Below are 18,407 nucleotides of genomic sequence, written 5' to 3'. Positions count from 1 at the left end.
AGTGGACCCCACGGCTAAGGCCCCGGAACTCCTGATGGAATCCATCGAGGGTTCCGGGGCTTTCCCACTGCCCGTCCATGGGCAATTCAGCTGAAAATGCCGTGTTCGATCCGGCTCGGCTTAGAACTATCAACTTCATCGCGTAGAATTAAGGCACTATGGCCAAAAACTCCGACAACGACGCAGCCGCGCCTAAGCGTGGCTTGTTTTCGCGTAAACCAAAAGCTGAGAAGAAGAACAAAGAACCGGGCCGCCTGAAGCAAATTGGCCAGGTCTTCCAGATGACTCGCCGCAATGACCCGATGGTCGTGTGGTGGATGGCATTGGCAGCCTTGGCCGTCATTGCTGTCTGCTTGGTCATCGGCTTCTTGATCAAAAACTGGATCACGATGTTGATCATCGCAATCCCGCTGGCGCTCCTTGCTGCAATGTTCGTGATGTCCCGCCGCGCAGAGAAAGCTGCGTTCTCGCAGCTTGAGGGCCGCCCCGGCGCTGCCGGCGCCGCCATGAGCGTGCTGCGTCGCGGCTGGATCCTGAAGCAGGAACCAGTTGCCTACAACCGCCACCAGGATCTGGTGTTCCTCGGTATCGGTCGCCCGGGCATCGTCCTGGTCACTGAGGGACCAAAGAGCCGGGTTCGTGAGCTTGCCTCTTCCGAGCGCAAGCGCATCGCCCGCGTTCTGCCGAACGTTCCCGTGCACATCATCAACGCTGGTTCCGAAGAAGGCCAGACTCCGTTGGCTGAAGTCGGCAAGGCAATGAAGAAGCTTCCAAAGTCGATTACGAAGCTGGAAGTCAGCGCAATCGACAAGCGCTTGAGCACGTTGACCGCGAATCGTCTGCCTATCCCCAAGGGCGTAGACCCGAACCGCGTCCGTCCAAACCGCCGCGCTACGCGCGGACGCTAAAGACAACTACTAAAGAAGCCGCAACTGAAATTTCTAGTTGCGGCTTCTTTCTTGCTGTCCGGATCTATTGCTAGGAGATATTCACCAGGATGGTCTTGGGCAAACGATCATGCAGTCCACGCTGGTCCTTGTCGGTGACGAAGGCCGGAATAGCCAGGCAAAGCAGCAAGGAACGAATCAGGCCTTGCAACGGCTTGATTGCGGTTCCATCCAGCGACTGCACCTGCATTCCAAAGGTACGGTGCCCGATCGTGTGCCCGGTGAATCCGACACCGATGATCTGCCCGGCGCAGAACAGGCTCAATGTTGCCAGATCGTGGCTGTCAAACAGCCACCAGCTCAGCAGCATCGAGAGCCCCCAGTCCAAGAGCAGTGCACCGACCCGTCGCGGGAATCTGGCAATGGAGCCGGGGCCCTTCTCGGGGCGCCCCATATCCTGCCCGGGCCATTGTTGCGTATTATGCTGCGGCGGCCCTTCAAGCCACGAGCTGAAGTCTTTTCTTTCCACCAATACAGTCTATCCAGCGATTCTGTGCGCCAGTTAGAACGCGATAACCAGGTAGCAAGTATCCAAGTCAGATTGTTACAGCAGGCAATCAGCGCAGATCAGCGCGATACGACACGCCCGGATTCTCCGCTTGTAACAGGTTGGAAACAATAGAGACACCATTCAGAAATGGATTATAGGTAAGCTTGATACGTAAGCAAGAGGACCAGCCGGATCATTCCGGCTACCGGTTCCGTTTACCAAACCTTATATCTCACCAGGGAGTCACCTGCACATGTTTACCAGTCCAGAAGAAGTCTTGGCATATATTGCCGAAGAGGACATCAAGTTCGTCGATATCCGTTTCACCGACCTACCAGGTGTACAGCAGCACTTCAACGTGCCTGCCAAGTCCGTGGATGCCGACTTCTTCGTCAACGGCCAGCTCTTCGATGGTTCTTCCATCCGCGGCTTCGCCGGCATCTCTGATTCCGACATGCAGCTGATCCCGGACGTCACCACCGGCTTCATCGATCCCTTCCGCCTGGAAAAGACCCTGGCCTTCAACTTCTCGATCATCAACCCACGCACCGGTGAGCCGTACCACCGCGACCCACGTGGCGTTGCGGAACGTGCCGAGGCATACCTGGAATCGACCGGTATCGCTGACACCGCGTTCTTCGCCCCAGAAGCAGAATTCTTCATCTTCGAAGACGTTCGCTACGAATCCAAGCCACAGGGCGCGTTCTACTCGATCGATTCCGACGAGGCACCTTGGAACACCGGCCGCAAGGAAGAAGGCGGCAACCAGGGTTACAAGACCCCGTACAAGGGCGGCTACTTCCCAGTTGCACCGACTGACAAGCAGGCTGACCTGCGCGACGCGATCTGCGTCGAGCTGGACAAGGCTGGCCTTGAGGTTGAACGCAGCCACCACGAGGTGGGCGCTGCTGGCCAGGCAGAAATCAACTACAAGTTCAACACCATGGTTCACTCCGCTGATGAACTGATGCTCTTCAAGTACATCGTGAAGAACGTCGCTGACGCGTGGGGCAAGTCCGCAACCTTCATGCCAAAGCCAGTCTTCGGCGACAACGGCTCGGGCATGCACGTGCACCAGTCGCTGTGGGCCAACGGCGAACCGCTGTTCTACGATGAAAAGGGCTACGCTGGCCTGTCCGATACCGCACGCTGGTACATCGGCGGCCTGCTGAAGCACGCAGACGCCGTGCTCGCGTTCACCAACCCAACCGTGAACTCCTACCGCCGCCTGGTCAAGGGCTACGAAGCTCCAGTGAACATGGTTTACTCGCAGGGCAACCGCTCTGCCGGTATCCGTATCCCGATCACCGGTTCGAACCCTAAGGCGAAGCGCATCGAGTTCCGCGCTCCGGATGCTTCCTCGAACCCATACCTGGCGTTCGCAGCCCAGCTGATGGCTGGCCTGGACGGCATCAAGAACCGCATTGAACCTGCAGAGCCAATCGACAAGGACCTCTACGAGCTTCCTGCCGAAGAGGCCAAGGAAATCCAGCGCGCACCTGAAAGCCTCGAAGAGGCGCTCAAGGCCCTGGAAGCTGATCACGAGTTCCTGCTCGAAGGCGGCGTCTTCACCGAGGACCTGATCCAGACTTGGGTCGAGTACAAGCGTGAAAACGAAATCAAGCCATTGAGCCTGCGCCCGAACCCATACGAGTTCGAGCTCTACTACGGTTGCTAATCAGCTGACGGGGCATCGCCCCGTGTAGTTTGCAGAGGAGTCTGCACAAAGCGCAAGAACTATGTTCTGGCACTTGTGCGGACTCCTCTGTTTAAGCATCAGTGCGGGCCCGCACATGGGCGGCCATCGCGCTCAGGGCAAGTGCCGCCCCGATAACAAGTACTAGTATTCCTGCTTGTCGCTCTTTGCTTCCCAAAGCTCAAATGCCCTGAGCGCACCGGAATCTTCAACCTTGGTAAACGGAATTTTCCGCTCGCTCATGGGAAGCTCAAGCTCCTTGTAAATGAAATCATCATCGAAGCCGATCTTCGCGGCTTCGTCGCGCGTATTCGCGTAGTAGACATGCTCGAAGCGGGACCAATAGATGGCACCCAGGCACATGGGACATGGCTCGCAGCTGGTGTAGAGCTCGCATTGCGACAGATCGAAGGTTCCCAGTGCTTGTCCCGCTGCGCGGATGGCATTGATTTCGGCGTGCGCCGTTGGATCCTGGCTACCCACCACCGAGTTGTAGCCAGCGGAAACGACTTTTCCGTCAAGGACTACCACCGCGCCAAATGGTCCGCTGTCATTGGATTCCAGGGCCAGCAAGGACTGATCAATGGCAGCCTGCAGCATCTTTGGGTCCAGCATTTTCGAAGCTCCCCTGCACTCATTATTCGCGTAGAGATTACAATCCCCACCCTAGTCCCCCAGCATCCTGTTTCGGCGGGAAGCGCAGGAAATTGCCGGTTGCGGACTAAGGTTTCAGCGCACGAAGGTAACGCTGACGTGTCACCCACTGCGCCAGGAGCAGCGCCTTGAAGACTCGACGCCAAGCAGGCACATCAGAAGGTGCCGTGACCGACCTGATCAGCAGGAAAACTTGCTCGTCCGCGCGTTCAAGAATGAAAGCTTCCACACCCTGAACCGGATGCCCCGGCAGCGTCCGGTAGGAAAACCCTACCCAATCACTTTCCGCAACGACGTCAACGACCTCCACAGGTTCATGGATGCGCAACGGTCCGACACCGATGGTGATCAAGGGTTGCTGGCCCACGGCGACCGGCAACTGCGGCTGAAGCCTGAACCCGCTGCGTGTCTTGACTTCCCAACGGAGCAAGGCAGCGCACGCAACGTTCCACAGGGCTACTCCCCTACCTAGCAGCACGCGGCGTTGCCACGGCCTGGATGAAGCAGCCAGCGGGCTCCAGGTACGTTCCAGCAGCGTTTCAACGGCCACCGCGGTTCCTAGTTCTCAAAGCCGTAGAACAGCAGTTCAAAGATGCCACGCGCGTGCCGGGTTGCACGCAAGTAGTCCTCTTCGAGTTCCACGCCAAAGTGCGGCTCATAGCCGCACCACCGAGCCACGGCTTCCATATCGCGCGCCGAACTCGGCAAGACATCGCTGGAACGTCCGGACGTGATGATTTCAGCACTGCGAATCTGCGTAGCCAGCCGCCAAGCAATCGCCAGCAGTTCGCTATCGTCTTGCGCAATGAGCTCCAATTTCGCCAGCTCTTCCAACGCCCGGAGCGTCGAGGTGGTGCGCAGGGATTCGTGCTTCCAGGCGTATTGCAACTGGTAGAACTGCACCAGCCATTCAATGTCCGAGAGCGAGCCTCGTCCCAGTTTCAGGTGGCGGTTGGGGTCGGCACCTCGTGGGAGCCGTTCGGACTCAACGCGGGCCTTGATCTTGCGGATATCCCGGATCTCCGACTCGTCCAGTCCCTTGCCGTAGCGCACCGGCCTAATCAATTCCATGAAATCTTCAGCCAACTGGTCATCGCCGGCAAACGGGCGTGCACGCTGCAACGCCTGGCGTTCCCAGATTTCCACCCATCGCTGGTAATAGGTGGCGTAGGCGTCCAGAGAACGGACCAGCATTCCCTGGCGGCCCTCGGGGCGCAGATCCGAGTCCACTTTCAATTTCACTTCAGCTGGAATGGCTGGTTTCAACGGTTTGGCGGTCCACGACACCAGGTCGGTAACTACCCGAAGCGCTTGTTCTTGAGCAGCTTGGGCCGTGGCGCCAGGAACCGGGCGCTGCACGAACAGGACGTCCGCATCAGAGCCGTAGCCGATTTCCCGACCGCCTTGGCGGCCCATGGCAATGACCGAAACGACAGCATGTTCCCCGTTCTTGGCCTGGTCAGCAGCCAAGAGGACCTTCAGCACCCCGTCAACCATGGCGGCGTCGATGTTAGAGAGTGCTACGCCAACTTCGTCAACGGTCAGCAGGCCGGCGCCGTCGGCAAGCGCGACACGCAAGAACTCGCGGCGGCGCACCATGCGGATCATGCGGATGGCAGCTTCTGGCTGCTTCGTGCGATGGATGATCGAGGTGTTCTGCTGCAGCAGGTTCTCGAATGTCTGCGGCGTCAAGGACGCGTCGGAGCCCAGCCAAGCGGCCGCCGCCGGCTCATTGGCCAGCAGGTCGGTCAGGAAGCGCGTATTGGAGAGCAAGTGGCTCAGCCGTTCGGCGGCAGCGTTGGTATCGCGCAGCATGCCGAGGAACCAATGGGACTTGCCCAGCGCTTCGCTGAGCCGGCGGAAGCCCAGCAATCCAGCATCCGGGTCCACCCCGCGGGCAAACCAGTCCAGGAGTACCGGCAGCAATTGCCGTTGCAATGACGCACTGCGCGAGACCCCACCGGTCAGGGCTTCAATGTGCCGCATCGCCGCCTTCGGGTCGAGATAGCCCAGGGCGCGCAGGCGGGCTTGCGCCGATTCGGCGGTGAGCTTGACATCATCGGCCGAGAGGTTGGAACTACTGACCAGGAGCGGACGGTAGAAAATACGCTCGTGCAGCGAACGCACCATGCGCTTGGTTTCATTCCAGCGGCGCATCAGCTTCTCCGGGCTGCTGAGCTGCAGGTCTCCGGCACCACGGATCGATCGTGCAAGCACGCGCTGGGCGCTTTCTGCCCGGGGCATCAAGTGGGTACGGCGCAATTGGCTGAGCTGTATCCGGTGCTCCAGCAAGCGCAGGAAACGGTATGAGTCATCGAAATTCGTCGCATCATCACGGCCGATGTAGCCGATATCGCTCATCGCTTGGATGGCCAGGGTGGTGGTTGGCACCTGGATGGCGGGGTCGACTCGACCATGGACGAGTTGGAGCAGCTGGACGGTGAATTCGACATCGCGCAGTCCACCGGGGCCCAGCTTGATTTGCCACGCAACATCTTGCTTGTCGATGTTGTCGCTGACGCGTCGGCGCATGGCCTGGACGGATTCAACGAAGCCCTCACGCTCGGAACTGGACCAAACCATTGGCGAAACCATCCGCTCATAAGAGCGTCCCAGTTCCTTGTCGCCGGCAATCGCGCGGGCCTTGAGCAGGGCTTGGAATTCCCATGAATGAGCCCACCGGCGGTAATACGCTTCATGGGATGAGAGCGTACGGGTCAAGGCCCCGTCCTTGCCCTCGGGGCGAAGATTCGCATCCACTTCCCAGAGCATCGGCTCAGGGCCAGGGACCATCAGTGCACGTGCCGTGTTCCCGCAGATCACCGTCGCGATCGCGGCGGCCAGGTCGTCATCGATTCCCGGCGTGGAATCGTGGGCGTAAATGACATCGACGTCCGAAATATAGTTCAGTTCACGTGCACCGCACTTGCCCATGCCAATGATGGTGATCTTAACCCGATCAACGTCGCCAGCATCATATTGTTCGGCGGCTTCGGCCCGGGCAATGGCCAATGCCCCCTCCAACGCGGCACCAGCCATGTCGGCCAGTTCGGCGGCGACCAGGGGCAGAATGCGCTGCGGCTGGGTGGAACCCAAGTCCCGGTGGGCCAGCGAGAGCAAGGCCTTGCGGTAGGCGGTGCGCAAGCGCTGTCGCGCTTCAGCACCGGTATGGGAAGAGACCCAGTGCCCGCCGTCTGATTGCTTGGCCTCGATCGATGCCAGCAAGTCCTCGACCAGCTGTTCCGCGGGCACGGGGACGAATTCACCGGGTGGGGCGTGGCGGACGATCTCCAGCGCCTCGGGACAACGCATGAGGAACTCCCCGAGCGCAGAAGAGCTGCCCAGAAGCCTGACGAGCCCTTGGCAGCTATCGGGCTCCAGGAAGATATCGATGACTTCCGGGTGCCGATCTACCAACCGCAGGGCCAGCAGCAGTGCCTGGTCCGGATCTGGCGCATGCGCCATCTTGCTCACGATCAGGCTGGGATCAATCCGGGACAGTTCCTCGGCCTGAAGGAATTTCTTGGCCCTTTCGATGTCGCTGAAGCCAGCGTTGAGCAATGCTCGCGAGGGTACTTCCGGCATGGTGTCTCGTGTTCTCCCGCATTTCGCCGCGCAGCTTCACGCGGCGAAGTCTCTAGAGGATTCCCAAATACTTGTTCAGTTCGTAGGGGGTAATGACCTGACGGTACTCTTCCCATTCGGTGCGCTTGTTCGACAGGAACGAGTTGAATACCTGCTCGCCGAGGATCTCGGCCATCAGTTCCGACTCTTCCATGGCGCGCAATGCGTCGTGCAGGCTGCCAGGCAGCGGAACGTGGCCCGAGGCGCGGCGTTCTGCCGTGGACAGGCTCCAGACATCATCCTCGGTTGGCTCTTCCAGCTCGTAGCCTTCGCGGATGCCCTTCAGCCCAGCGCCCAGCAATACTGCGTAGGCCAGGTACGGATTGGCTGCCGAGTCGATACCGCGGTATTCCACGCGGGCGGACTGTCCCTTGCCTGGCTTGTACAGCGGCACGCGGACCAGTGCCGAGCGGTTGTTGTGCCCCCACGAACGGTGGCTCGGCGCCTCGCCTCCACCCCACAACCGCTTGTACGAGTTCACGTACTGGTTGGTGATGGCGGTCATTTCCGGCGCATGGTGCAAGATGCCGGCGATGAAGGACCGGGCCACATCGGAGAGCTGGTATTCGCGGCCAGCTTCGAAGAACGCGTTAGCGTCACCTTCGAACAAGGAGAAGTGGGTATGCATGCCGCTGCCCGGATGGTCGGCAAATGGCTTGGGCATGAAGGTTGCGTGGATGCCTTTCTGCATCGCCATCTCCTTGATGACGGTACGGAAGGTCATGATGTTATCGGCGGTCTGCAAGGCATCTGCGTAGCGCAGATCGATTTCGTTCTGGCCTGGACCTGTTTCGTGGTGGGAGAACTCCACCGAAATGCCCAGCGCTTCCAGCGTGGTCACGGAAGCACGGCGGAAGTCCTGCCCCACGCCATCTGGCACGTGGTCGAAGTAGCCACCGTTGTCGATCGGCTGGGGACGGCCATTGGCATCCAGTTGATCGTTCTCCAGCAAATAGAATTCGATCTCCGGGTGGGTGTAGCAAGTGAAACCCATATTCGATGCTTCGGCCAGCTGGCGCTTGAGCACCTGGCGCGGATCTGCATTGGACGGCTGGCCCTCAGGGGTCAGGATGTCGCAGAACATGCGGGAGGTCGGTTCGACTTCGCCGCGCCACGGCAGGATCTGGAAGGTGGCAGGATCTGGCTGAAGCAACATGTCAGACTCGGAGATCCGGGACAGTCCATCAATGGAGGAACCATCGAATCCCAGACCTTCTTCGAAAGCATCTTCAACTTCAGCAGGAGCCAACGCCACCGACTTGAGCGAACCAACGACGTCAGTAAACCACATTCGCACAAATCGAACGTCGCGTTCTTCAATGGTGCGCAGTACAAATTCCTGCTGACGATCCATTTTCCACCACCTTTGGGATTCTGATATCCGGCGCTGATCACAACCGGTAAGAAAATTGACCTGTGGCAACACTATATCGGTTCAGAACCGTCCCAACGATCAGCATCGCCCTGTCCAAGTGCGATAAAGTCGATTCATGCCACAACCATACCTAGGGAACCCTGAAAAAGGCCCGTCCCGTATCCGACTTCATCATTTGCAGCAGGCCAAGGACAATGGCGAAAAATTCGCGATGTTAACTGCTTATGACGTAATGATGGCAGAGATTTTCGATTCGGCCGGGATCGAGATGCTGCTGGTTGGCGACTCCGCTGCCAATACCGTACTCGGCTACGAGTCCACGCTGCCGATTACCCTCGACGAAATGATCATGTTCACCAAAGCTGTCGCCAACGGGGCCAAACGCGCCATGGTCGTTGCCGACCTCCCGTTTGGCAGCTACGAGCAGTCCCCTGCCCAGGCCGTTGCCACTGCGGTGCGCCTGATGAAGGAGGGCCATGCCCACGCGGTCAAGATGGAGGGCACCGCGCAATACGCCGAGCATGTCCGCGCCATGGTCCTTGCCGGAGTTCCCGTTATCGGGCACATCGGATTCACTCCGCAGTCCGAGCATGCATTGGGCGGGTACCGTGTGCAGGGCCGTGGCGACGCAGTAGAGCAGATGAAGCACGACGCTGTGCAATTGCAGGATGCAGGCGCCTTCTGCATCCTGATGGAAATGGTGCCAAGCCCGGTCGCTGCCAAAATCGATGCCGCGCTGAAGGTGCCGACCATCGGCATCGGCGCTGGCAATTCCACCACCGGACAGGTCCTGGTTTGGCAGGACATGCTGGGTCTTGGCGGGGGCCGCACCCCGCGCTTCGTGAAGAAGTACGCTGATCTGCGTGAGGTTGTCGGCAACGCGGTGCGCGAGTACCACCAGGACGTGGTTTCCGGCACCTTCCCCTCGGCAGAGTACGAGTTCAAGGAATAGAAGCCGGCTCACGCCATATCGCAAAGCGGTGCGCTGCCTCGATGTCATCCATCGTGGCAGCGCACCGCTTTGCCATTCGCCGCACCGGCCTGGCTCGGTGCCCTTGACTTCTACTCGTCGTCTTCCTCTGCGTCGTCCCACGCCTCATTGCGTGCCTGGACCTTCGCCATTGCCGCTTCGGCTTCAGCAACCGTGTCATATGGGCCAAGCAACTGCGACCAATCAGACTGCGGGCCATTCTCCACGGTCTTGGTCGAGACGTTGTACCAGTACTGCCCCTCGCCCGGGGTGCCAACTGAGCTCATGGAAAACTCCTCTATTCTCGATTCTTGCTGCTTCTTCCACGGTATCCCAACCGGCGGAAAATAGGTGCAACACCACCTGTTCTATCGGCTATCTCCTAGCGAAGCGGCAGATACGTGAAGCTAGAATAAAAGCATGGCTATTGCTTCAACTGCACCCCTTGGAAATCTCACCGCCGGCACGGTCTCCCCGGAACTTCCGGTACCGAAACACATTGAACGCCCCGAATACGTTGGCAAGAAGGAACCTGCCAGCAACACGGCTTCGGAAATCAAAAGCCCAGAAGTCATCGAACGCATTCGCATAGCTTCAAGGATTGCCGCTCAGGCACTGCAGGAAGTTGGCATGGCTTGCCAGCCGGGAGCCACCACCGACCAGCTCGATCGGCTTGGCCACGAATTCCTCATGGATCACAACGCCTACCCGTCAACCTTGGGCTACCGCGGATTCCCCAAGTCGCTGTGCTCCTCGTTGAACGAGGTCATCTGCCACGGCATCCCGGACACCACCGTGTTGCAAGATGGCGACATCATCAATATCGATATCACCGCCTTCATCGGTGGCGTTCACGGAGATAACAACGCCACCTTCCTGGTCGGTGACGTGGATGAAGAATCGCGCCTGCTGGTCGAGCGCACCGAAAACTCGCTGAAGCGCGCCATCAAGGCCGTGATGCCAGGGCGTGAGATCAATGTGATCGGCCGAAGCATTGAAACCTACGCCAAGCGGTTCGGCTACGGCGTGGTCCGCGACTTCACCGGCCACGGCGTCGGCGAGGCCTTCCATTCCGGCTTGATCATCCCGCATTACGATGCGGCGCCGGCCTACAACACTCCCATCGAGCCGGGCATGGTTTTCACCATCGAGCCGATGCTCACCTTGGGCACCGTCGAATGGGACATGTGGGAAGACGACTGGACCGTGACCACCAAGGACAAGAAGCGCACCGCGCAGTTCGAGCACACCCTGCTGGTCACCGACGATGGCGCGGAAATTCTCACCCTGCCATAGCCGCTGCGACGCCTACGCCAAACGCCAGTGCCCGCGACCTCGAAAGGTCTGGGGCACTGGCGTTTGCTCTATGCGAAAACTGCTAGTCGGCCGAGAGCGGACGCTGGTTTCCCTGCGGAACCTTGCCACGGCGATCGCGCAGCCGGGCAATGGCGGTCTCGAAATCAGTCAGCGACTGGAAGTTGTGGTAGACACTGGCAAAGCGCAAGTAAGCAACCTCGTCGAGGCGCGACAATGGCTCCAAGATGGCCAAGCCCACCTGGTGGGCCGGGATTTCAGCAGCCCCGGAGGTCCGGACTGCCTCTTCGACTTCCTGGGCCAGGACGGCAAGGTCGTGATCGGTGACCGGGCGGCCCTGGCAGGCCTTGCGAACACCGTTAATGACCTTGTTGCGCGAGAACGGTTCTACGGCACCGGACTGCTTGAGCACGTTGAGGCTGGCAGTTTCGGTGGTGGTGAAACGGCGCGAACAAGCCGTGCACTGGCGTCGGCGGCGGATCGAGACGCCGTCGTCGGCAACTCGACTATCGACCACTCGGGAATCCGCATTGCGGCAATACGGGCAGTTCACGGCACCTCCATCTGTAGCCTAAGAAGCATTCTCGGTTCACCCATGGTGGCAAGAATCAACTCATGTCACCTAACAGTTTAGCGTCTATTGCGCGTTTCGCACCGCGACCGCGTCTCCATGGGCTGGCAGGTCCTCGGCATTGGCAAGATTAATCACGTGAGCGGCCACTTCGCCCAGCGCGGCCTTGTCGTAGTTGATCACCTGGATGGCTTTCAAGAAGGTATTCACGTTCAGCCCCGAGGCGTGCAGCGCGGTGCCACTGGTCGGCAGCACGTGGTTGGATCCTGCGCAGTAGTCGCCCAGCGAAACCGGGGCATAGGCGCCGACAAACACGGCGCCAGCAGCGGTGATGCGGGCCGCGGTGGATTCCGCCTCGGCCACCATGATTTCCAGGTGCTCGGCGGCGTAGGCGTTGCACACCTCGATCCCCTGCTCCAGGTCCTTGACCAAGATGACGGCCGATTGGGATCCTGACAGTGCCTCTGTCACACGGGCGGAGTGCTTGGTGGCGGCAACCTGCACCATGAGTTCCTTGCGCACGCCAGCAGCTAGTTCAGGTGAATCGGTAATCAGCACGGCCGCGGCGTTGGCATCGTGTTCTGCCTGCGAAATCATATCGGCAGCGACGAAGCCCGGGTTAGCTCCCTTGTCGGCAAGAATCGCGATTTCCGTAGGACCAGCTTCAGCGTCAATGCCTACCACGCCCTTGACCAAGCGCTTGGCGGTTGCCACGAACACGTTGCCTGGACCGGAGATCACGTCAACCGGTTCGATCCCGCCACGCTCATCGTTCGGCATGTCCACCCCGTAGGCGAACGCGGCAACAGCCTGGGCACCGCCCATGGCGTGCACCTCGTCGATGCCCAGCAGCTTGGCGGCAGCCAAGATGGTGGGGTGCGGCAGTCCGGCGAATTCCTTCTGCGGCGGGCTGGCCAGGGCTAGCGAGCTGACGCCGGCTGCCTGGGCAGGTACGGCGTTCATGATGACCGAGGACGGGTAGACGGCCAGGCCACCTGGCACGTACAGGCCGACGCGGCGCACCGGGACCCAGCGCTGGGTGACAGTTGCCCCGGTAGCGTAGCGGACTTCGGCGTCGTCCGGGCGCTGGGCCTTGGCGAATACGCGGGCGCGGTCAATGGATTCTTCCAGCGCCAGGCGGACCTGCGGGTCCAGTTCTTCCAGGGCGCGGTCCAGCTCATGCTGCGGCACACGGGTATGCTCCAGCTCAACGTGGTCAAAGCGCTGGGCCAGGTCCTTGAGTGTTTCCATGCCATGGGCGCGGACATCATCGATGATCTGCTGCACGGTTTCGGCTGCGGTCTGGGAGTTCATCTCCGGGCGCGGCAGCTTGGCTTTCAGCTGTGCGTAGCCCAGGGATTCGTTGCGCCAATCAAGGGTGGCGAGTGCTGAGAATTCGGTTTCTGGAATAGTGCTCACCTACCTAGTTTAACGCCGATGACCGGGGAAGGTTCATTAGTTACCTTCCCCGGTCATCCAAGCCGTGATCCGTTTCCCTATACGTCCAGGCAGTGAGGGCCCAGCAGCACCTTCAAATCGCCGAACAGGGCAGGATTGGGGTTCACCCTGAAGTTCATGCCCAGGCGCAGCAGCGAGGTGCCGCGGCTGCCGGTGAGCTTCACCCGCACCTCGGTGTTGCCGCTGTGGGTGCGCAGCACATCGCCCAGCTTCTGCACCAGGGTCTCGGTGGCCTTGTGTGTCGGAATGCCGATGACTACCGGTCCCCCGTTGGCATCCTCGGAAATTTCCGGGATCATCATTTCCTGCGCGTTCAGGGTGATGGAGCCGTCATCGCGGCGCTGCACGCGCCCCTTGATGACCACGATCAGGTCATCGGCCAGGATCTCGGCGATCGGCTGGTAGGCCTGGCCGAAGAACATGACCTCCATCGAACCGGAGAGGTCTTCGATCTCGCAGCGCGCATACGGGTTGCCGCTCTTCTTGGCGATGCGCCGCTGCAGACCGGAAATCATGCCGGCGATGGAAATGATGTGGCCATCCTGCGGGCCGTCATCCGAGAGCACGTGCGTGACCGGCATGTCAGCGTACTGGTCCAGGGCCGAGCCCAGTCCCTGCAGCGGGTGGTCGGAAACGTACAGGCCGAGCATGTCGCGCTCGTAGGCCAGTTTTTCCTTCTTGTCCCAATCGGGCATGTCGGGGATCGCCACGTGCATCGACTCCGAGGACTCATCCGCGCCCAGGGCGCTGAACAGGTCGAACTGGTTGGCCGCCTCGTTGCGCTTGACCTGGATCACCGAATCCACGGCTTCTTCGTGGATGGCCACCAGCGCCCGGCGTGGATGCTTCATGGAGTCGAAGGCACCGGCCTTGATCAGCGATTCAATGGTTCGCTTGTTGCAGACCACGGCCGGGACCTTGCCCAGGAAATCGTTGAAGTCGTTGTAGTTGCCCTTCTCCGTGCGGGCCTCGACCATGCCGGCCACCGCATTGGTGCCGACGTTGCGGATGGCGCCCATGCCGAAGCGGATATCCTTGCCCACTGGGGTGAAGTTCAACGCCGATTCGTTGACATCCGGCGGCAGCACGGTGATGCCGATGTGGCGGCATTCGTTCAGGTACAGTGCCAGCTTGTCCTTGTCATCGCCCACCGAGGTCAGCAGCGCGGCCATGTATTCGGCCGGGTAGTGCGCCTTGAGGTAGGCGGTCCAGTAGGAGACCACGCCGTACGCGGCCGAGTGGGCCTTGTTGAACGCGTAGTCGGAGAATGGCAGCAAGATGTCCCACAGGGTCTGCACGGCGGCGTCCGAGTAGCCGTTGTCGTTCATGCCCTGCTTGAAGCCGGCGAACTGCTTATCCAGTTCCGACTTCTTCTTCTTGCCCATGGCACGGCGCAAGATATCGGCCTGGCCCAGCGAGTAGCCGGCCAGCTTCTGCGCAATAGCCATAACCTGCTCCTGATACACGATCAGGCCGTAGGTGCCGCCGAGGATCTCTGCCAGCGGTTCAGCGAGCTCCGGGTGGATTGGGGTGACTTCCTGCAACCCGGTCTTGCGCAGGGCGTAGTTGGTGTGGGAGTTGGCGCCCATCGGGCCCGGACGGTACAGCGCGATCACTGCGGAGATGTCTTCGAAGTTATCGGGGCGCATCATCTTCAGCAGCGAGCGCATGGGACCGCCATCGAGCTGGAACACGCCCAGGGTGTCGCCGCGGGCCAGCAGGTTGTAGGCCTCGGGGTCCTCGATACTCAGGGTCTCGAGGTCGATTTTGGTGCCGGTGTTGTACTCGATGTTCTCCAGGGCATCGGAAATGATGGTGAGGTTGCGCAACCCCAGGAAGTCCATCTTGATCAGCCCCAGGCCTTCACAGGTCGGGTAGTCGAACTGGGTAATGACCTGTCCATCCTGGATGCGCCGCATGATGGGGATGACGTCGATGATCGGGTCCGAGCTCATGATCACGCCGGCGGCGTGCACGCCCCACTGGCGCTTCAGGCCTTCCAGGCCCTTGGCCGTCTCGAAGACGCGGGCCGCCTCCGGGTCATTGGCCACCAGGTTGCGGAAGTCCCCCGCCTCCGAATAGCGCTTGGATTGCGGGTTCTCGATGTCGTTCAGCGGGATGTCCTTGGCCATCACCGCCGGCGGCAGCGCCTTGGTCAGGGTCTCGCCCATGCTGAACGGGTAGCCGAGCACGCGCGATGAGTCCTTCAGCGCCTGCTTGGTCTTGATTGAACCGTAGGTCACGATCATCGATACGCGCTCATCACCGTACTTCTCGGTCACGTACTTGATGACCTCGGAACGGCGGCGATCATCGAAGTCGACATCGAAGTCGGGCATGGAAACACGTTCCGGGTTCAGGAAACGCTCGAAGATCAGGCCGTGCACCAGCGGATCGAGGTCCGTGATCCGCATGGCGTAGGCGACCATGGAGCCTGCACCCGAACCACGCCCCGGGCCAACACGGATGCCGTGGTCCTTGGACCAGTTGATGAAGTCGGCCACGACCAGGAAGTATCCCGGGAAGCCCATCTTGATGATGACGTCCAGCTCGTAGTCTGCCTGCTTGCGCGAAGCTTCTGGGATGCCGTTCGGGTAGCGGTAGTGCAGTCCCTTGTCGACTTCCTTGATCAGCCAGCTGGTTTCGTCCTCCCCCGGCGGGCAAGGGAATTTCGGCATGTAGTTGGCGTTCGTGTCGAAGGAGACCTCGACCCGGTCAGCGATCGCCAGGGTGTTGTCGCAGGCTTCAGGAAATTCCTTGAACAAATCGCGCATTTCGCGCGCCGATTTCAGGTAGTAGCCGGTGCCGGAAAAAGCGAAGCGGCTGCCGCCCTGGTCATAGGTGGGCTCGTCGAGCGTGGAGCCGGAGTTGATGGCCAGCAGCGCCTCGTGGGCTTTGGCATCGGATTCATGGGTGTAGTGCAGGTCGTTGGTAGCCACCAGCGGAATGCCCAGTTCCTTGGCCAGGCGCAGCAGGTCCTTGGTGATGCGGCGTTCGATCTCCAGACCGTGGTCCATGATCTCGCAGAAGTAGTTTTCCTTGCCGAATAAATCCTGCAGTTCAGCCGCGGCCGCCTTCGCCGCATCGTACTGGCCCAGGCGAAGCTTGGTCTGGACTTCACCCGAAGGGCAGCCGGTCGTGGCAATGAGGCCTTCGTGGTGCTCGTTGAGCAGCTCGCGGTCCCAGCGCGGGTATTTGCCGAACACGGAGTCCAGCGAGGCGCGGGACGAACCCTTGAAAAGGTTGTCCATGCCCTTGTTGTTGTACGAGAGCAGGGTCATGTGGTTGTACAGGCCGCCACCGGAAACGTCATCGCCCTTTTGCGATTCGTCGGTACGCCATTTCACGCGGGTCTTGTCGTCGCGCGCGGTGCCCGGGGTGACATAGGCTTCTACGCCGATGATCGGCTTAACGCCAGCTCCGGTGGCTTGGCGCCAGAAATCGAAGGCACCGAACAGGTAGCCATGGTCGGTAATCGCCATGGCTTCCATGCCCTGCCGGTTAGCTTCGGCGAAGAGTTCGCCTAGGCGCGCCGCACCGTCCAGCATGGAGTATTCGGTGTGGGTATGAAGATGGACAAATCCGTCACGTGTAGCACTCACCCAACCAGTCTAGCGATCAAACCCGGACTTGGGCCCACCCCGGCGCGGTGCTGTGGCTAGCACGACACAAGGTGCTGCCGGCCAGTGGCCAACAGCACCTTGGAACTCAGTATCCGCCTTCGCGCAGCAGCTCGACGGCGCCTGCCAGATCCGCAGGATATTCGCTTTCGTATTCCATCCACTGGCCGGAGACCGGATGGGAGAATCCAAGACGTTTTGCATGCAGCCACTGCCGGGTCAGGCCCAGAGCGGCACCCAGCTTGGGATCCGCTCCGTAGGTCTGGTCTCCGGCACAAGGGTGCCCGAAGGCTGAGAAGTGGACGCGGATCTGGTGGGTGCGCCCGGTTTCCAGTTGCACCTCGACCAGCGAGGCGCGGCCGAAGGCCTCGATCACCTTGTAGTGGGTGACCGAGTCCCGCCCGCCATCCAGGACAGCGAACTTCCAGTCGTGGCCCGGGTGGCGCCCGATCGGCGCGTCGATGGTGCCTTCCAGCGGGTCAGGCAGGCCCTGCACCACCGCATGGTAGATCTTCTTGGGGGTGCGTTCCTTGAAGGCGCGCTTCAGTTCGGTGTAGGCGCGCTCGGTTTTCGCCACGACCATCAGGCCGCTGGTGCCCACGTCCAAGCGGTGCACTATGCCTTGGCGTTCGGCGGCACCGGAAGTGGTGATGTTGTAGCCCTCGGCCATGAGTGCGCCGACAACTGTCGGGCCCACCCACCCCGGGGATGGATGGGCTGCGACACCCACGGGCTTGTCGATGACCACATAGTCATCGTCGTCCGCGATAATCTTCAGCTCTTCCACTTTCTCAACCTTAATTTCTAATGGGTCTGCCTGCGGCGGGATGGTGACTACCAGCTGGTCCCCCGCCTTGATCTTCAGAGATTTGGCAATGGTTCGTCCGTTGACCTGGATCTGCGAATCCTTGCAAAGGCTCGAAGCCAAGGTGCGCGGGATCTGCAGGGACCGGGAGATATAGGCGTCAAGGCGTGCGCCGGCATCGGCTGGGTCAACCAGCAGTTCGTGAATGGTGGTTTCGTTCGAGATCATGCGTTTGGTTCTGCTTCGTCCTTGTTGGACTTGTCTTTCTTTGGAGGATCGCCAATGCTGCCATCGAGGTTGCGCCCGCGGATGAGCATGTACGCCACCGCGATCATGGAACAGACGATGAACGAGTCGGCGACGTTGAAGATAGCGAAGTGGGTGACGGAAAACATGTCTACCACATGGCCGAATCCGAAGCCCGGTTCACGGAACAGCCGGTCCACGACATTGCCCAGGACACCGCCGAGCAGGCAGCCCAGGGCTATGGCCCAGCTTCTGGACAGCACCTTGCGGAAAAACAGGTAAATGACGTAGACCGCGACTGCCGATTGCAGGATCGCGAAGACTATGGTGAAGTCTTCGCCGATGGAGAAGGCGGCACCAGGGTTCAGGATGTAGTGGATGTTGAAGAATCCGGGAATCACTTCAATCGATTGGCCAAGCCGCATGTTCTGTTCAACGGCAATTTTGACGGTTTGGTCCAGTACCAGCGCGATCAGAGCGATCACGAGGCCAAGGCCAACGTATTTCTTCGCCTTCGCGCCCGCGTTTCCGGATTGAACTGCGTCCACAGTGGTACCCATTATTTCCTCTTAAACGTCAACGGTGGTGATCGGAATGTATCCGTTCACCACCGTTGATCTTACTTGATAGCTAGATC

At 60.2% G+C, this 18,407-nt stretch carries 15 protein-coding genes; 4 read left to right on the top strand and 11 right to left on the bottom strand.

From position 1 onward, the window contains the following. The first annotated feature begins 158 nt into the window (after positions 1-158). Entirely contained in the window at positions 159-908 is a 750-nt protein-coding gene (locus tag ACIOU9_RS02910; protein WP_105656779.1) for a DUF4191 domain-containing protein, read from the top strand. Between the two features lie 70 nt (positions 909-978). On the opposite strand, the gene ACIOU9_RS02905 is transcribed toward ACIOU9_RS02910, so the two are convergent. Next, positions 979-1,416, bottom strand: coding sequence for an RDD family protein (locus ACIOU9_RS02905; protein ID WP_400288256.1), 438 nt, complete (start codon positions 1,414-1,416; stop codon positions 979-981). A gap of 274 nt (positions 1,417-1,690) precedes the next feature. Here ACIOU9_RS02905 and glnA (ACIOU9_RS02900) point away from each other — a divergent pair, with 274 nt between their 5' ends. Beyond that, positions 1,691-3,115, top strand: coding sequence for a type I glutamate--ammonia ligase (gene glnA, locus ACIOU9_RS02900; RefSeq protein WP_105656780.1), 1,425 nt, complete (start codon positions 1,691-1,693; stop codon positions 3,113-3,115). Positions 3,116-3,277: 162 nt separating this feature from the next. Here glnA (ACIOU9_RS02900) and ACIOU9_RS02895 read toward each other — a convergent pair whose 3' ends face one another. The 4 genes from ACIOU9_RS02895 to glnA (ACIOU9_RS02880) form a co-directional block, all read right to left on the bottom strand. Further along, positions 3,278-3,748, bottom strand: a complete 471-nt coding sequence (locus ACIOU9_RS02895) for a nucleoside deaminase (RefSeq protein WP_105656781.1) — start codon at positions 3,746-3,748, stop codon at positions 3,278-3,280. Positions 3,749-3,854: 106 nt separating this feature from the next. Next, positions 3,855-4,337, bottom strand: a complete 483-nt coding sequence (locus tag ACIOU9_RS02890) for a DUF1990 family protein (protein WP_105661476.1) — start codon at positions 4,335-4,337, stop codon at positions 3,855-3,857. An 8-nt stretch (positions 4,338-4,345) separates the two neighbouring features. Further along, positions 4,346-7,372, bottom strand: coding sequence for a bifunctional [glutamine synthetase] adenylyltransferase/[glutamine synthetase]-adenylyl-L-tyrosine phosphorylase (locus ACIOU9_RS02885; RefSeq protein ID WP_402695980.1), 3,027 nt, complete (start codon positions 7,370-7,372; stop codon positions 4,346-4,348). Between the two features lie 52 nt (positions 7,373-7,424). Continuing rightward, complete coding sequence (gene glnA, locus ACIOU9_RS02880) at positions 7,425-8,765, bottom strand: type I glutamate--ammonia ligase (RefSeq protein WP_105656784.1); 1,341 nt, start codon at positions 8,763-8,765, stop codon at positions 7,425-7,427. A 136-nt stretch (positions 8,766-8,901) separates the two neighbouring features. Between glnA (ACIOU9_RS02880) and panB the strand changes: the two genes are divergently transcribed. Then, positions 8,902-9,738 (top strand): 3-methyl-2-oxobutanoate hydroxymethyltransferase, encoded by an 837-nt coding sequence (gene panB / locus ACIOU9_RS02875; protein WP_133834276.1) that lies wholly within the window; start codon positions 8,902-8,904, stop codon positions 9,736-9,738. A gap of 110 nt (positions 9,739-9,848) precedes the next feature. Here panB and ACIOU9_RS02870 read toward each other — a convergent pair whose 3' ends face one another. After that, positions 9,849-10,043 (bottom strand): hypothetical protein, encoded by a 195-nt coding sequence (locus ACIOU9_RS02870; RefSeq protein WP_105656786.1) that lies wholly within the window; start codon positions 10,041-10,043, stop codon positions 9,849-9,851. A 133-nt stretch (positions 10,044-10,176) separates the two neighbouring features. On the opposite strand from ACIOU9_RS02870, the gene map reads away from it, so the two are divergent. After that, positions 10,177-11,052 carry a type I methionyl aminopeptidase gene (gene map / locus ACIOU9_RS02865; protein WP_402695979.1) on the top strand — a complete coding sequence of 292 codons (876 nt, stop codon included), beginning with the start codon at positions 10,177-10,179 and terminating at the stop codon, positions 11,050-11,052. 82 nt (positions 11,053-11,134) lie between these two features. Here the strand turns inward: map and nrdR are convergent, their stop codons facing one another. The 5 genes from nrdR to lspA form a co-directional block, all read right to left on the bottom strand. After that, on the bottom strand, positions 11,135-11,623 hold the full coding sequence (gene nrdR / locus ACIOU9_RS02860) for a transcriptional regulator NrdR (protein WP_105656788.1): 489 nt from the start codon (positions 11,621-11,623) through the stop codon (positions 11,135-11,137). 84 nt (positions 11,624-11,707) lie between these two features. Next, entirely contained in the window at positions 11,708-13,060 is a 1,353-nt protein-coding gene (gene hisD, locus ACIOU9_RS02855) for a histidinol dehydrogenase (protein WP_105656789.1), read from the bottom strand. 77 nt (positions 13,061-13,137) lie between these two features. Then, on the bottom strand, positions 13,138-16,701 hold the full coding sequence (gene dnaE, locus ACIOU9_RS02850; RefSeq protein ID WP_105656790.1) for a DNA polymerase III subunit alpha: 3,564 nt from the start codon (positions 16,699-16,701) through the stop codon (positions 13,138-13,140). Between the two features lie 106 nt (positions 16,702-16,807). Next, positions 16,808-17,752 (bottom strand): RluA family pseudouridine synthase, encoded by a 945-nt coding sequence (locus ACIOU9_RS02845; RefSeq protein WP_105656791.1) that lies wholly within the window; start codon positions 17,750-17,752, stop codon positions 16,808-16,810. Further along, positions 17,749-18,330 (bottom strand): signal peptidase II, encoded by a 582-nt coding sequence (gene lspA / locus ACIOU9_RS02840; protein WP_332485981.1) that lies wholly within the window; start codon positions 18,328-18,330, stop codon positions 17,749-17,751. The genes ACIOU9_RS02845 and lspA overlap by 4 nt, the downstream gene beginning before the upstream one ends. Positions 18,331-18,407 lie beyond the last annotated feature (77 nt).

It is taken from the genome of Glutamicibacter sp. NPDC087583 (assembly GCF_044743685.1).
GTDB lineage: Bacteria > Actinomycetota > Actinomycetes > Actinomycetales > Micrococcaceae > Glutamicibacter.
This window is presented reverse-complemented; position numbering and strand designations above follow the sequence as displayed.